The sequence below is a fragment of the Streptosporangium nanhuense genome (assembly GCF_059358815.1).
This window is the reverse complement of sequence record NZ_JCADBG010000018.1, coordinates 1-13,443: the sequence shown is the minus strand read 5'-3', so window position 1 is coordinate 13,443 and position 13,443 is coordinate 1. Positions and strand designations below refer to the sequence as shown.

The 13,443-nt window shown below is 70.3% G+C and carries 13 protein-coding genes; 9 read left to right on the top strand and 4 right to left on the bottom strand.

All coding sequences use genetic code 11. The annotated features are described in order from the left end of the window. Positions 1 to 28 precede the first annotated feature (28 nt). The 5 genes from AC5L38_RS30045 to AC5L38_RS30025 all read left to right on the top strand — a co-directional run bounded on the left by AC5L38_RS30045 (position 29) and on the right by AC5L38_RS30025 (position 4,397). Positions 29 to 667, top strand: a complete 639-nt coding sequence (locus AC5L38_RS30045) for a response regulator (RefSeq protein ID WP_350943408.1) — start codon at positions 29 to 31, stop codon at positions 665 to 667. A gap of 66 nt (positions 668 to 733) precedes the next feature. Continuing rightward, a complete protein-coding gene (locus AC5L38_RS30040; RefSeq protein ID WP_495246196.1) occupies positions 734 to 2,203 on the top strand; it encodes a glutamate-cysteine ligase family protein in 1,470 nt (489 codons plus the stop codon). 73 nt (positions 2,204 to 2,276) lie between these two features. Next, on the top strand, positions 2,277 to 2,960 hold the full coding sequence (locus AC5L38_RS30035; RefSeq protein ID WP_495246195.1) for a neutral zinc metallopeptidase: 684 nt from the start codon (positions 2,277 to 2,279) through the stop codon (positions 2,958 to 2,960). 208 nt (positions 2,961 to 3,168) lie between these two features. Further along, the gene (locus AC5L38_RS30030; RefSeq protein ID WP_495246194.1) at positions 3,169 to 3,426 is read left to right on the top strand and encodes a WhiB family transcriptional regulator; all 258 of its coding nucleotides are present in this window, start codon (positions 3,169 to 3,171) and stop codon (positions 3,424 to 3,426) included. 101 nt (positions 3,427 to 3,527) lie between these two features. Then, positions 3,528 to 4,397: a CPBP family intramembrane glutamic endopeptidase gene (locus AC5L38_RS30025; protein ID WP_495246193.1), complete on the top strand. Its 870-nt coding sequence runs from the start codon at positions 3,528 to 3,530 to the stop codon at positions 4,395 to 4,397. On the opposite strand, the gene AC5L38_RS30020 is transcribed toward AC5L38_RS30025, so the two are convergent. Continuing rightward, positions 4,295 to 5,131 (bottom strand): ABC transporter permease, encoded by an 837-nt coding sequence (locus AC5L38_RS30020; RefSeq protein WP_495246192.1) that lies wholly within the window; start codon positions 5,129 to 5,131, stop codon positions 4,295 to 4,297. The genes AC5L38_RS30025 and AC5L38_RS30020 overlap by 103 nt on opposite strands. 154 nt (positions 5,132 to 5,285) lie before the next feature. Further along, positions 5,286 to 6,005 (bottom strand): PIG-L deacetylase family protein, encoded by a 720-nt coding sequence (locus tag AC5L38_RS30015; protein WP_495246191.1) that lies wholly within the window; start codon positions 6,003 to 6,005, stop codon positions 5,286 to 5,288. A 116-nt stretch (positions 6,006 to 6,121) separates the two neighbouring features. On the opposite strand from AC5L38_RS30015, the gene pcrA reads away from it, so the two are divergent. Continuing rightward, positions 6,122 to 8,377 carry a DNA helicase PcrA gene (gene pcrA, locus AC5L38_RS30010; protein WP_495246190.1) on the top strand — a complete coding sequence of 752 codons (2,256 nt, stop codon included), beginning with the start codon at positions 6,122 to 6,124 and terminating at the stop codon, positions 8,375 to 8,377. 145 nt (positions 8,378 to 8,522) lie between these two features. On the opposite strand, the gene AC5L38_RS30005 is transcribed toward pcrA, so the two are convergent. Continuing rightward, positions 8,523 to 9,440, bottom strand: a complete 918-nt coding sequence (locus AC5L38_RS30005) for a hypothetical protein (protein WP_495246189.1) — start codon at positions 9,438 to 9,440, stop codon at positions 8,523 to 8,525. 202 nt (positions 9,441 to 9,642) lie between these two features. After that, positions 9,643 to 10,620, bottom strand: a complete 978-nt coding sequence (locus AC5L38_RS30000) for a hypothetical protein (protein WP_495246188.1) — start codon at positions 10,618 to 10,620, stop codon at positions 9,643 to 9,645. A gap of 357 nt (positions 10,621 to 10,977) precedes the next feature. Here AC5L38_RS30000 and icmB point away from each other — a divergent pair, with 357 nt between their 5' ends. The 3 genes from icmB to AC5L38_RS29985 all read left to right on the top strand — a co-directional run. Continuing rightward, positions 10,978 to 11,385 (top strand): coenzyme B12-dependent isobutyryl CoA mutase small subunit, encoded by a 408-nt coding sequence (icmB, locus tag AC5L38_RS29995; protein ID WP_440073307.1) that lies wholly within the window; start codon positions 10,978 to 10,980, stop codon positions 11,383 to 11,385. Between the two features lie 398 nt (positions 11,386 to 11,783). Further along, positions 11,784 to 12,965, top strand: a complete 1,182-nt coding sequence (sucC, locus tag AC5L38_RS29990) for an ADP-forming succinate--CoA ligase subunit beta (RefSeq protein ID WP_495246187.1) — start codon at positions 11,784 to 11,786, stop codon at positions 12,963 to 12,965. Further along, positions 12,965 to 13,443, top strand: a 479-nt coding sequence (locus AC5L38_RS29985) for a CoA-binding protein (RefSeq protein ID WP_495246186.1), incomplete at its 3' end; no start/stop codon positions are given. The genes sucC and AC5L38_RS29985, both read left to right, overlap by 1 nt.

Sequence of the window (13,443 nt, the reverse complement as noted above, 5' to 3'; positions counted from 1 at the left end):
GGTCCTCGGGGCCGCGAGGGGAAGTCCGATGAGTGTGGTGAAGGTCCTGATCGTCGACGACCACCGCCTGTTCCGCTCCGGCGTGCGGGCCGAGCTGGGCGACTCCATCGAGGTGATCGGGGAGGCCGAGGACGTGGAGTCCGCGGTCAAGGCGATCGCCGCGCTGGGGCCCGACGTGGTCCTGCTCGACGTGCACATGCCCGGCGGCGGCGGCCAGGAGGTGCTGCGCCGGGTCCTCGGCTCCGGCTCCACGGTCCGCTTCCTCGCCCTGTCGGTCTCCGACGCGGCCGAGGACGTCATCGGCGTGATCCGGGGCGGCGCCAGGGGATACGTGACCAAGAACATCAGCGGGCGCGAGCTCACCGACGCGATCCGCCGGGTGGCCGAGGGCGACGCGGTCTTCTCCCCGAGGCTGGCGGGGTTCGTGCTGGACGCGTTCGCCTCCAGCGAGGCCCCGCCGATCGACCCCGAGCTCGACTCGCTCACCCAGCGCGAGCGCGAGGTGCTGAGGCTGATCGCCCGCGGTTACGCGTACAAGGAGATCGCCAAGGAGCTGTTCATCTCGGTGAAGACCGTGGAGACCCACGTCTCGTCCGTGCTGCGCAAGCTGCAGCTCTCCAACCGTCACGAGCTGTCCCGCTGGGCCACGGCGCGGCGCCTGGTCTGAACCTTCGCGCATCCGCACCCCCCAGGCTTCTGTACGAGTAGTTACTTATGTGCGACTCTGCGAAGTATGGGACGCGATGTACCTGCGATGGTGTTCAGCCGCGAGGACCGGCGGCGCTACCGGGACAAGGTCCGCCGGTGCCTTGACGTCTTCGCGCAGATGCTGCGCGAGTCCAGGTTCGAGTTCGACGAGCCCAGGGCCGGGCTGGAGATCGAACTCAACCTCGTGGACGAGCGCGGCGAGGCCACCATGAAGAACATCGAGGTGCTGGAGGCGATCGCCGAGCCCGACTGGGCGACCGAGCTGGGCCAGTTCAACGTGGAGATCAACGTCCTGCCCGAGTCCCTGGAGGGGGACGGCGCGGCCCGGCTGGAGCGGGTGATCAGGGACCGGCTCAACCACGCCGAGGAACGGGCCCGCACCGTCGGCGGGCACATGGTGATGGTCGGCATCCTGCCCACGCTGCGGGAGAGCGACGTGCACGAGGGCACGCTGTCGGCCAACCCCCGCTACAAGCTCCTCAACGAGCAGATCTTCGCGGCCAGGGGCGAGGACCTGCACCTGGCGATCGAGGGCGAGGAGTTCCTGGAGACCTACGCCGACAGCATCACCCCCGAGGCCGCCTGCACGAGTCTCCAGCTCCACCTCCAGGTCAGCCCCGAGGCGTTCGCCGCCAACTGGAACGCCGCCCAGGCCATCGCGGGCCCCCAGGTGGCGCTGGCGGCCAACTCCCCGTTCCTGTTCGGCCGCAGGCTCTGGCAGGAGACCAGGATCCCGCTGTTCGAGCAGGCCACCGACACCCGCCCGGTGGAGCTGAAGGCCCAGGGCGTACGGCCCAGGGTGTGGTTCGGCGAGCGGTGGATCACCTCGGTCTTCGATCTCTTCGAGGAGAACGCCCGCTACTTCCCCGCGCTGCTGCCCCTGTGCGACGAGGAGGACCCGCGCGAGGAGCTGGCCAAGGGGATCACCCCGCAGCTCGGCGAGCTGACCCTGCACAACGGCACCGTCTACCGGTGGAACCGGCCGGTCTACGCGGTCGTGGACGGCGTCCCGCACCTGCGGGTGGAGAACCGGGTGCTGCCCGCGGGCCCCTCGGTGGCCGACGTCGCCGCCAACGCCGCCTTCTACTACGGGCTCATGCGCGTCCTCCCGTACGCCGAGCGCCCGGTGTGGACGCGCATGTCGTTCGCCGCGGCCGAGGACAACCTGCACGCCGCGGCCAGGTACGGCCTGGACGCCCGGCTCTTCTGGCCTGGGCTCGGCGAGGTGGTCGCCTCCGAGCTGGTCCTGCGCCGCCTGCTCCCGCTCGCCTACGAGGGACTCGACCTGTGGGGGGTCGACCCCGGGGCCAGGGACCGGCTGCTGGGGATCGTCGAGCAGCGCTGCCTGACGGGCACGACCGGGGCGAGCTGGCAGATCGACGCGGTGAACGCGCTCGGCGACCTCGACAGGCACGAGGCGCTACGCAGGATGACCCTGCGCTACATCGAGAACATGCACACCAACGAGCCCGTCCACACCTGGCCGTCCCCGTGAGCCGCCTCTGTGAGCGGTCCCCGGTCGCGCCGATCGCTCGCGCGAAGGCCGCTCACTCCGTCACGATAGGCCCATGAGAGCGTTCGCCTTCTTCCTGGCACTGGTCCTGGCGGCCGTCACCGCCTGCGGGAGCGCGGGGGAGGGCACGGAACCGGAGGCGGGTCCCACCGGTGAGGCCGGTGAGCAGGCCACGCCCAGCGCGCGCGGGCAGACGTTCGAGTCGGACGTCGAGCTGGCCAGGGAGCTCAGCGAGGCCTACTGGAAGCAGACCTTCGCCGCGGCCGGGCTGACCTACCGGCCGGTCACCGCGTTCACCCCCTATCAGGGAGAGAACGGGCCCGACTGCGGAGGGCAGCCGTCGGTGCCGAACAACGCCTTCTACTGCCCGGTGGGACACTTCATCGCCTACGACGAGCAGTGGATGAACGGCCTCTACGAGGAGATGGGCGACGGCTCGGTCTACGTGATCATCCCGCACGAGTTCGGGCACGCGGTGCAGGCGCAGCTGAACACCGCGTTCCGCCTGAACATCGAGAAGGAGCTCCAGGCCGACTGCTACGCCGGAGGAACCCTGGGGGCGCTCGTCAAGGGCGGCTCGCTGGACACCGAGCCCGGCGACGAGGACGAGCTCCTGATCAACCTCGCCGCCGCCGGCGACCCCACCGACGACTGGCTGCGCCCTGACGCCCACGGCACGGCGGGGCAGCGCCAGGAGCTGTTCGTCAAGGGCTACAACCAGGGGACGGCCGCCTGCTGAGGCCCTGTCGCGCGGAGCGGGCCACAGGTGTCACGGGGGTGGCGCGAGGACGTCACGGGCATGGCGTGGGGACGGTGTGGGGACGATGTGGCCACCGGAGTACGCCGCGATGGGTAGGCGTGAATCCGTCAAGAGGCTGATGTCCCGCCGCCGGGGGCGGCCTACTCTGACGAAGGACGGTGAGTCGGCAGGGGGCGATGTCATGCGGATGATGGTGCGGGATATCGGCTGGGCCGCGCGAGGGGCCTGCGGTACGAGCGACCCCGAGCTGTTCTTCCCGCTGACGCCGTCGGCCGAGCACGAGGCGCGGGCGAAGGCGGTCTGCGAGCGGTGCCCGGTGCTGAAGGAGTGCCGGGCCTACGCGCTCCGCGCGGCCGAACCCGAGGGGATCTGGGGCGGCCTGACGGTGCGGGAACGCCGTAGCCTGCGTTTCCCCGCCGGCTGGCGCCAGGCCGCCGCGGGCTGAGCCCTGATCGCGTAGCCTCGAACCGGATTCGAGGGGATCTTGACGATCACGGTCCCCGGCGCGGCCCGGCACGCGGGCGCGAGACGGCGTCCGAGGGGGTCGTGGCGGTCGTGGGGATGGAGCGCGAGCCTGGGCGGGCCGCCCGTGCCGGAGCCGGGGCGGTGGCCGGGGTGCCCGGGGTGCCCGATGTGCCGAGGGGCGTGCTGCCGGGCGCGGTGGCCGTGCTGGTGGCGGCCAACGTGCTCAACAACCGTCTGGCGCCGAGGCTGGCGCCGCTGACCTCGGCCGCGGCGACCGGCGCGCTGGTCGTCATGGCCCGCCGTTCTGGCCTCTCCTGGGCCGAGCTGGGCTTCCACCGGCGCGCGCGGGGCCTGCGGATCGGCGGCGCGCTCGCCTCGGCGGTGGCCGGGGCCTACACCGTGGGGATCGCCGTCCCGGCCACCCGCCGGTTCTTCCGCGACGAGCGGGCCCTTTCCCTGTCTCGCGCCCGCGCGCTGGAGGAGGCCCTGCTCCAGGTGCCGGTCGGCACGGTCCTGCTCGAGGAGGTCGGCTTCCGGGGGGTGCTGCACGCCCTCGTCGCCCGCTCCCACGGCCACGGGAGGGCGACCGCGGTGTCCTCGGTCCTCTTCGGCCTCTGGCACATCCTGCCCGCCGTCGACATGATGGCCGCCAACCCCGCCCTGAGCCGCCTGGCCGCCGGGGAGGCTCCCGAAGAGGCCCCAGGAAAGGCTCCCGCGTGGCAGGTGGCGCGCGTCGTGGCCGGGTCGGTGATCACGACGGGCCTCGCCGGGGTGCTCTTCACCGGGCTGCGCAGGCAAGGAGGCCTGGCCGCTCCCGCGATGTTCCACGTCGCGACCAACTCCCTGGGCTACCTGTTCGCCCGCCTGGCCCCGCCGGACCGTGCCCGTGCGGCCGACCCGGTCCACCCGGCCCGCCCGGCCCCGCCGGAGGCGCCCGCGCCGGGCCGCTGACCGCCGCCGAAACGGCCGCGGGCGGCGAGCTCGATCGTGACGACCACGGCCACCGCCTCCGCGGCCAGCAGCGCGACCAGCACGACGAGCTGCACCACCCCGGCCTGGAGCGGGCCGGCCCCGCCCAGGAGCATTCCCACGAAGGCGCCGGGCAGCGTGACCAGGCCCACGGTCCCCGTCTGGTCCAGCGCGGGCACCAGCGCCTGCGCCGCGGGCGGGCGGCAGATCTCCAGCGCCGCGTCCCGCTCGGAGAAGCCCAGCGAGAGCGCCGCCTCCACCTCGCCGCGCCGGTGGGCCAGCTCGTCCAGGGCCCGCCGTCCCGCGAGGGCCGTGGCCGTCAGGCACCCGCCCAGCAGGATGCCCGCGATCGGGATCAGCGTGATGCCCAGGGGCGGGACGACGCCGCTGCCGAACAGCAGCGCCAGGACCGGTACGGTCCCGGCCGCGATGGGCACCGCGGCCCACCGGACGGCGGGCCCCGAGGTGATCCTCCGTCCCGCCGTCACGCTCGCCACCCCGTACATGACGAGCACGAAGACCGTCACCGCGAGCGCGCGCTCGACGGCCCACACGATGATCAGGGACACCGCGCCGAGCTGGGCGGCGGCGCGCAGGCACGCCACGAGCACCGCGGGCGCGTGCCCGAGACGGCCGAGCCGGGCGACGGCGGCGGCTCCGACGGCCAGCAGGGCGACGACGACGGCGGTGGCGGGTGACAGGTCGATGCTGTTCAACGGCGCGTACTTCCCGGCGGGTGCCTTCGGGACTCCCAGGTTCCCAGGTGCCCGACGGCGACCGTGAAGAGGGCCCGGCCCTCCCGCCGGGAGCGGCCGTCCTGTCAGGGCCCTCCCGACGGCTCTCCCGCTGCCCCCGACGGGACCGGGAGGGTCAGAGGGTGGAGACCCGCTGGAAGGCCTCGACGTAGCGGCCCTCGCCGAAGCCCGCCTCGACGGCGATCTGCGAGAAGCGGCCCCGCAGGAAGCCCTCGAAGTCCTCCAGGTGGCCGACCTGGCTGGCGTGGGCGCGCAGGGCGGCGAGCTTGCGGTCGAAGGTGTCGGTGACGTCCACGTGGTGGTCGGGCGTCGGGCCGCCGTTGAGCCAGACCTCGCGGACGGTCCACGCCTCCAGCCCCTCGTCGAGCAGCAGCGACGGGAAGGTGTACGGGTTGCGCGCGTCGGGGTAGACGGCGTCGAGGGCGCAGCCGCCGACCGCGCGGTGGTCGGGGTGGCTGGGGGCGATGAACCGGTAGTTGCGCTCGGGGCTGTGGGTGATCACCAGGTCGGGCCTGACCTGGCGGATGACGCGGGTGATGTCGCGCCGCAGCTCCAGGCTCTGCACCACGGTCCCGTCACGGTGGCCGAGGTAGCGGACGTCGGTCACGCCGACGGCCTTGGCGGCGTTGGACTGCTCGGTCCGGCGCAACTCGGCCATGCCGCCGTTGTCCAGCTCGCGATCGAAGCCGCCCGCGTCGCCGTCGGTGACCACGCAGTACGTCACCTCGACGCCGCGGCCGGTGAACAGCGCGATCGTGCCGGCGGCGGCGAAGTCGACGTCGTCGGGGTGCGCGGCGATCGCCAGTACGCGGCTGATCTCGTTCTCAGAAAGCATGGAAGCCCCTCCGTTGTCCCCGTACCGCTCCGTCATCACAACCGTGAGCGAGTCCACTCGCATTCCTTTGCGGTGGCTGGACCCGGTTGTCGGTCGGTCGTTCTAACCTAGGGGACGTGTCGATCCCAGCCTCTTCCCTGACCCATCCGTTGCTCGACGGGCTCAACCCCCAGCAGCGCGAGGCCGTCGTGCACCACGGCAGCCCCCTGCTCATCGTCGCGGGCGCGGGTTCCGGCAAGACCCGGGTGCTGACCCACCGCATCGCCTACCTGCTGGGCGAGCGGGGCGTGCAGCCGCAGGAGATCCTGGCGATCACCTTCACCAACAAGGCCGCGAGGGAGATGAAGGACCGGGTCGACCGGCTCATCGGCCCGCGCTCGGCGGCGATGTGGGTGATGACCTTCCACAGCGCGTGCGTGCGGATCCTGCGCCGCGAGGCCAAGCGCCTGGGCTTCCCCACGAGCTTCTCCATCTACGACCAGGCCGACTCCCAGCGGCTGATGGCGATGGTCTGCCGCGAGATGGACCTCGACCCCAAGCGCTACCCGCCGAGATCGTTCTCCGCCCAGGTCAGCAACTTCAAGAACGAGCTGATCGACTACGAGACGGCGTCGGCCCAGGCGTCCACCCACCTGGAGCGCAAGCTCGCCGAGGCGTACCGCAACTACCAGCAGAAGCTCACCGAGGCCGGAGCGATGGACTTCGACGACCTCATCATGCTGACGGTGACGCTGTTCCAGATCTTCCCCGACGTGGCCGAGCACTACCGGCTCCGCTGGCGCCACATCATGGTCGACGAGTACCAGGACACCAACCACGCCCAGTACACCCTGATCCGCGAGATCGCGGGCCGTCCCGAATTGCGCACCGCCGACGGGGAGGTGGTCAGGGAGGGCGGGGTCGCCCCGGCCGAGCTGTGCGTGGTCGGTGACGCCGACCAGTCGATCTACGCCTTCCGCGGCGCGACGATCCGCAACATCCTGGAGTTCGAGCGCGACTACCCGGAGGCCAGGACGATCCTGCTGGAGCAGAACTACCGCTCCACCCAGACGATCCTGTCCGCCGCCAACGCGGTGATCTCGCGCAACGCGAGCCGCAAGCCCAAGAACCTCTGGTCCGACCAGGGCGCCGGGGCGAAGATCACCGGCTATGTCGCCGACAACGAGCACGACGAGGCCATGTTCGTCGCGCAGGAGGTCGACAGGCTCACCGACCACGAGGACGTCGTGCCCGGCCAGGTCGCGGTGTTCTACCGCACCAACGCCGCCTCCCGTGTCTTCGAGGAGATCTTCATCCGGACCGGCCTGCCGTACAAGGTGGTGGGCGGGGTGCGCTTCTACGAGCGCAAGGAGGTCCGCGACCTGCTCGCCTACCTGCGTTTCCTGTCCAACCCGAACGACGTGGTGTCGCTGCGCCGCATCCTCAACGTGCCCAAGCGCGGCATCGGCGAGCGCGCCGAGGCGATGGTCGAGGCGTTCGCGACCAAAGAGCGGATCCCCTACTGGGAGGGGCTGCGCCGGGCGGACGACGCGCCGGGCATGGCCACCCGCTCGCTCAAGGCCATCAAGGAGTTCGTCGCGCTGATGGACGAGCTCATGGTGAAGGCCGACGACCTGACGCCCTCGGAGCTGGCCCAGGAGGTGCTGGCGAGCACCGGTTACCGCCTGGAGCTCACGGCCTCCAACGACCCGCAGGACGAGAGCCGCCTGGAGAACCTGGACGAGATGGTCTCGGTCGCCTCCGAGTTCGAGGAGGCCAACCCCGAGGGCACGCTGGTGGAGTTCCTGGAGCAGGTCTCCCTGGTCGCCGACGCCGACCAGATCCCGGCGGCCGACGGCGGCCAGGGCGTGGTGACGCTGATGACGCTGCACACCGCCAAGGGGCTGGAGTTCCCGGTGGTGTTCCTCACCGGCATGGAAGACGGCGTCTTCCCGCACATGCGCTCGCTCGGCGAGCCCAAGGAGCTGGAGGAGGAGCGCCGCCTGGCCTACGTCGGCATCACCCGGGCCGAGCAGCGCCTCTACATCTCCAGGGCGGCCGTCCGCAGTTCCTGGGGCTCGCCCGCGTTCAACCCGGCCTCCCGGTTCGTCGCCGAGATCCCGTCCGACCTGGTCGACTGGCGCAGCGACCCGGAGAAGAGCGCCTGGAGCGCCGCCACCCGCCGAGACTCCCGCCCCGCCCCGGCGAGGAAGCCCGGCGGCAGGCAGATCCCCAACCTGACCCCCGGCGACCGGATCACCCACGACCAGTTCGGCCTGGGCACGGTCGTGTCCGTGGACGGCGTCGCGGAGAAGACCAAGGTCAAGATCGACTTCGGTGGCGGCGGGGAGAAGACCCTGCTGCTGGCGTACGCGCCCCTGGAGAAGCTCTGACCTCAGGGTGAGCTTCCGGAAGTCTTCCGGAAGACAGGGAAGGGCCCGGGGAGCCGTCGCTCCCCGGGCCCTTCCGTGTCCGTGGCGCCTCCTCGATCACCGTGAACCGGTTCGGTTCCTGTGATCGCCGTGGGCCGCGGTTGGTTCAGTTCTCGAAGATCTCCTCGATGGGGTCCTCGGGCTGGGTGACTTCGCCGAGGAGCTCGTCGAACTCGGCCACCTGGGCGGCGGGCGGCGCCTTGATCGTGACCTTGGTGCCCCAGCCGGTGTAGCGGGTGTCGTTGACGTAGGTCACCTCGGTGCTGTTGAGACCCCGGCTGGACTCCGTGTACGACGACACGATGCGGCGGACCAGCTGGTCGGAGCCGAGATAGATCTTCCAGGTCACCGGGAGCGTCGCGGACCTGCCGGTGGGCTTCTTGCCCAGCAGCTTGCGCACCGAGGGAGAGACCTTGAACAGCTCGGCCAGGGTGATCGTGCCCGAGTGGACCGTGGTCCGGGTGCCGTCCCACGTCCCGCCGGGACGCTTGGCGCGGGTGTGGGCCAGGGTCGCCCCGAGCGTGCCGGGCTCGACGGTGCTGATGATCTGCTGGACGGCGCTGACCAGGGAGAGCGCGTCGCTGTTCGTGCGCAGCCACTTCTTGCCCTCGGGCATGGACTCGGCGAAGACGCCGCCGGAGGTGTAGCTGACGCCCTTCAGCGAGATCGTCCGCGACGGGGCGAACAGGCCCTTGAGCTCGTTGTCCGAGATGGGCAGGTTGAACTTGGTGGTCAGGTCGGAGGCGACCAGGCCGGTCCTGCCGAACTCCAGCACGCCGTTCCGCCAGGTGAGGATCACCCGGTTCTTTTTGCCCTCGCCGATGATCTTCGTGTTCTCGGTGAGCCTCACACCCCGGTGGGTCTTGAACTGGCGCTTCAGCGCCGAGACCGGGTCGGCCGCGGCGGCCTGACCGGCCTGGGCGGTCCGGGTGGCCGTGGCGCCCGCAGGGGCGACGGTCGTCAGCGTGGGAACGATCAGAGCTGCCATGGTGGCGCCGGTCAGGGCGGCGATGATTCGCCTCATCGAGGGGGTCCTCCCGTAGGTGTCCTCGCGTCGTCGCGGAGGGCGGAAGGAGATTCTTCCCTATATCTCGAAATATCGGATCAAGAATTGGCGGCGGTACCGGGTTCCGCGCGGGGTGGAGAACGCCGCGAGCCGCGCCCGGCGGGTGAGACCTGTCTGGCGCGGCTCGGGTGTGGTGCGGGGTGCGATCAACGCGGAGGGATCACTTGTTGGTGAGCAGCGGAATGGGGTTGTCGACCCCGAATCGCGCGTCCACTTCCTTCAGCGTGGCGACCTGGTCGGCCGGCGGAGCGGCGATCGCGACCTCCGACCCCCAGGCGCTGTAGCTGGTGTCGATCGCGGAGGTCGGGCCACCCTTGGAGGACGTGTACGAGGTCGACAGCCGTACGGGGAGCCGCTTCGCGTCGAGGAACAGCTTCCAGTTGACCGTGATCTTGGCCTGTTGCCTGGACAGCTTCACCCCCTGCATGGTGCGGAACCACGGCGAGACCTTCTGGAGCTCGCCGAAAGTGATCTTCCCGGCGTAGGCGGTCGGGCGCTTGACCGTGGCGCGCGCGAGGAGGGCCTTGAGGGTCGGGGGTTCGGCGACGTTGACGAACTGGCCGAACGAGCCGCTCACGCCGAACGTGTCCTGGGGGTACCCGAGCCAGGGCTTGTCCGCCGGCAGGAACGAGCCAAAGGCCCCGCCCCAGATGTAGGCCTTCTTGCCGACCCGGACGACTCGCTCCGGCTCGGCCAGTCCGGCGAACAGCTTGTCGAGATCCCTCTCCGCCGCGGTCTTTTCGCCGCCCTCTCCCGTGCCGTTGTCGCTCTCTTCCTGGGTGAAGTTGAAGATGTCCTTATAGGCTCCCAGGTGGGTGGTGTGGTCCGACGCGCTGATTCCGGAGGCGTTGAACTGCAATTCTCCGGTGCGCTTGCCGAGAACGGTGGTCTTTCCGGCGGTTCGCATCTTGATGGTGTCGACGTACGTGACGCCGCGACCGTTTTTGAACTGCTTCTTCAGCGCGCCGACCGGATCGGCGGCCTGCGCGTGCGCGGTCGATGCCAGCGCCGGAACGCCCAGCACTGCCGTTGCGGCGCACGCCAGACCGGCGATGTATCGCTTCAAGGGGTAGTCCTCCTGATTGGCCCCTCCACCCGGCTGGGGGAGGGGATACACATCTTTGTGCAGCAAGATCACGAAATGGTAGCGCATTAGGAGGATTGTCTCGAATTAAATGTGCATATTCGGTGCAGAGATGTCTCCTCGGCCTTTGGGGTGCCGTCATCCGCTACGCCGTGAACATGGATTCGCTTTCGAACAACCACGGACGGTTAGTTTCCCTTTTTCGTGAGGCGCTGGTTCCGCCGCGCATTCCGGCCGTTTTAACCGGGGCGCGTCCGCCGGGGAGGCGGACCGCGGCGTCGTACGGAAAGGCGGTGAAGTCAGGGCCGCTGTACCGTGGTTCGCGGTGGCCCGCCGAGCCCGGCGCGGCGCGGCCGGTTACGCTGCGGACAGCTCCCACGTCGCGAGGGGAGCGCAGACAAGGAGGTCTGGATGGATGCCGTGTCAAGGATCCGCGTCGTCATCGCCAAGCCGGGACTGGACGGTCACGACAGGGGCGTGAAGATCGTGGCGCGGGCGCTGCGGGACGCCGGGATGGAGGTCGTCTACACCGGCCTGCACCAGACGCCCGAGCAGATCGTGCGCACCGCGATCCAGGAGGACGCCGCGGCGGTCGGGCTGTCCATCCTGTCCGGCGCGCACATGACGCTCTTCGCCAAGGTGCTGGAGCTGCTGAAGGAGAACGACGCGAGCGACATCGTGGTCTTCGGCGGCGGGATCATCCCCGAGGCCGACATGCCCGCGCTCCAGGAGATGGGCGTCGCGCGCGTCTTCACCCCGGGCGCCACCACCCAGGAGATCGTCGACTGGGTGCGGAGCGCGATCCCCTCGCCCGTCTGACGACTCCTCGCCCGTCCGGTGGCCCTCTCGGCCGTTTGACATCTTCTCGCTCGTCCGGCGGGCCTCTCGCCCGTCTGACGATTCCCCCGCCCGTCTGGCGGCCCCCGAACGTCCGGCGGGCCTCTCTCACCGTACCCTCCGGCCTCTCACCGGTGCTCCGATCGCCCTCCGCCCGTCCGACGGATCTCACATGTCTCCCGTCGGCCCGGTGAACCGGCTCGCGGGACGCCGGTTCGGCGCGAACAGCATTCGGGGCGTACGATCTGGAACCCGGTTACCTGGTCATGCCATGAGGCGGGCTAGGCTTCATTGGCGCAAAACCGCCGGGCTCCCCCTTGGATCATGGAGTCGGCCCGCTCACATCTGTACACCAGCCGGACAAGCAAGGACGGACCCTCGTGGACCTGTTCGAACATCAGGCGAAGGAGCTCTTCGCGGAGTACGGCATCCCGGTGCCGCGCGGCGTGGTCGCGCACACCGTGGAGGAGGCACGGGCGGCAGCCGAGCAGCTGACCGGCCGTGTCGTTGTCAAGGCCCAGGTCAAGACCGGTGGTCGCGGCAAGGCCGGTGGCGTGAAGGTCGCCGACGACGCCGCCGACGCCGAGCGCAAGGCCACCGACATCCTCGGCATGGACATCAAGGGCCACACGGTCCACAAGGTCCTGATCGAGGAGGCCAGCGCGATCGCGGAGGAGTACTACTTCTCCTTCCTGCTCGACCGCGCCAACCGTACGTTCCTCGCCATCTGCTCGGCGGCGGGCGGCATGGACATCGAAGAGGTCGCGCACAGCACGCCCGAGAAGGTGGCCAAGGTCCCGGTCTCCCCCCTGGACGGCGTCGACCGGGCCAAGGCCCGTGAGATCGCCCAGGCCGGAGGGCTGCCGGAGGCCGCGCTCGACGGCGCCGCCGAGCTCATCGAGAAGCTCTGGTGCGCCTTCGTCGACGAGGACGCCTCCCTCGTCGAGGTCAACCCGATGATCCTGTCCGCCGACGGCCAGGTGAAGGCCCTCGACGGCAAGGTCACCCTCGACGACAACGCGTCCTTCCGCCAGACGGACCACGCGGCCTTCGAGGACAAGGCCGCCGAGGACCCGCTGGAGGCCGCGGCCAAGGCCAAGGACCTCAACTACGTCAAGCTCGACGGTTCCGTCGGCATCATCGGCAACGGCGCGGGCCTGGTCATGTCGACCCTGGACGTCGTCGCCTACGCGGGCGAGGCGTTCCCCGGCCAGCCCAAGCCCGCCAACTTCCTCGACATCGGCGGCGGCGCCTCGGCCGAGGTGATGGCGGCCGGCCTGGAGATCATCATCTCCGACCCCGCGGTGAAGTCGATCTTCGTCAACGTCTTCGGCGGCATCACCGCCTGTGACGCGGTCGCCAACGGCATCGTCTCGGCCTTCCAGCTGCTGGAGGCCCGCGGTGAGAGCGTGAGCCGCCCTCTCGTCGTCCGTCTGGACGGCAACAACGCCGAACTCGGGCGTCAGATTCTCTCCGACGCCAAGCTCTCCGGCGTCGAACTGGTGGACACCATGGACGATGCGGCCAAGCGCGCCGCCGAGCTCGCCGCGGTAGGTGCGTAATGGCCATCTGGCTGAACGAGAACAGCAAGATCATCGTCCAGGGCATGACCGGCGGTGAGGGCACCAAGCACACCCGCCGGATGCTCGCCTCCGGCGCCCGCGTCGTCGGCGGCGTCAACGCCCGCAAGGCGGGCACCGTCCACGAGGGCCTGCCCGTCTTCGGGACCGTCGCCGAGGCCATCAAGGACACCGGCGCCGACGTGTCGGTCGTCTTCGTGCCCCCGGCGTTCACCAAGGACGCCGTCAAGGAGGCCATCGACGCCGAGATCCCGCTCTGCGTGGTCATCACCGAGGGTGTCCCGATCCACGACACCACCGAGTTCTGGGCGTACGCGGTCGCCAAGGGTGGCAAGACCCGGATCATCGGGCCCAACTGCCCCGGCATCGCCTCGCCCGGCGCGTCCAACGCGGGGATCATCCCGGCCGACATCACCAGCGCGGGCCGCATCGGCCTGGTCTCGAAGTCGGGCACGCTGAC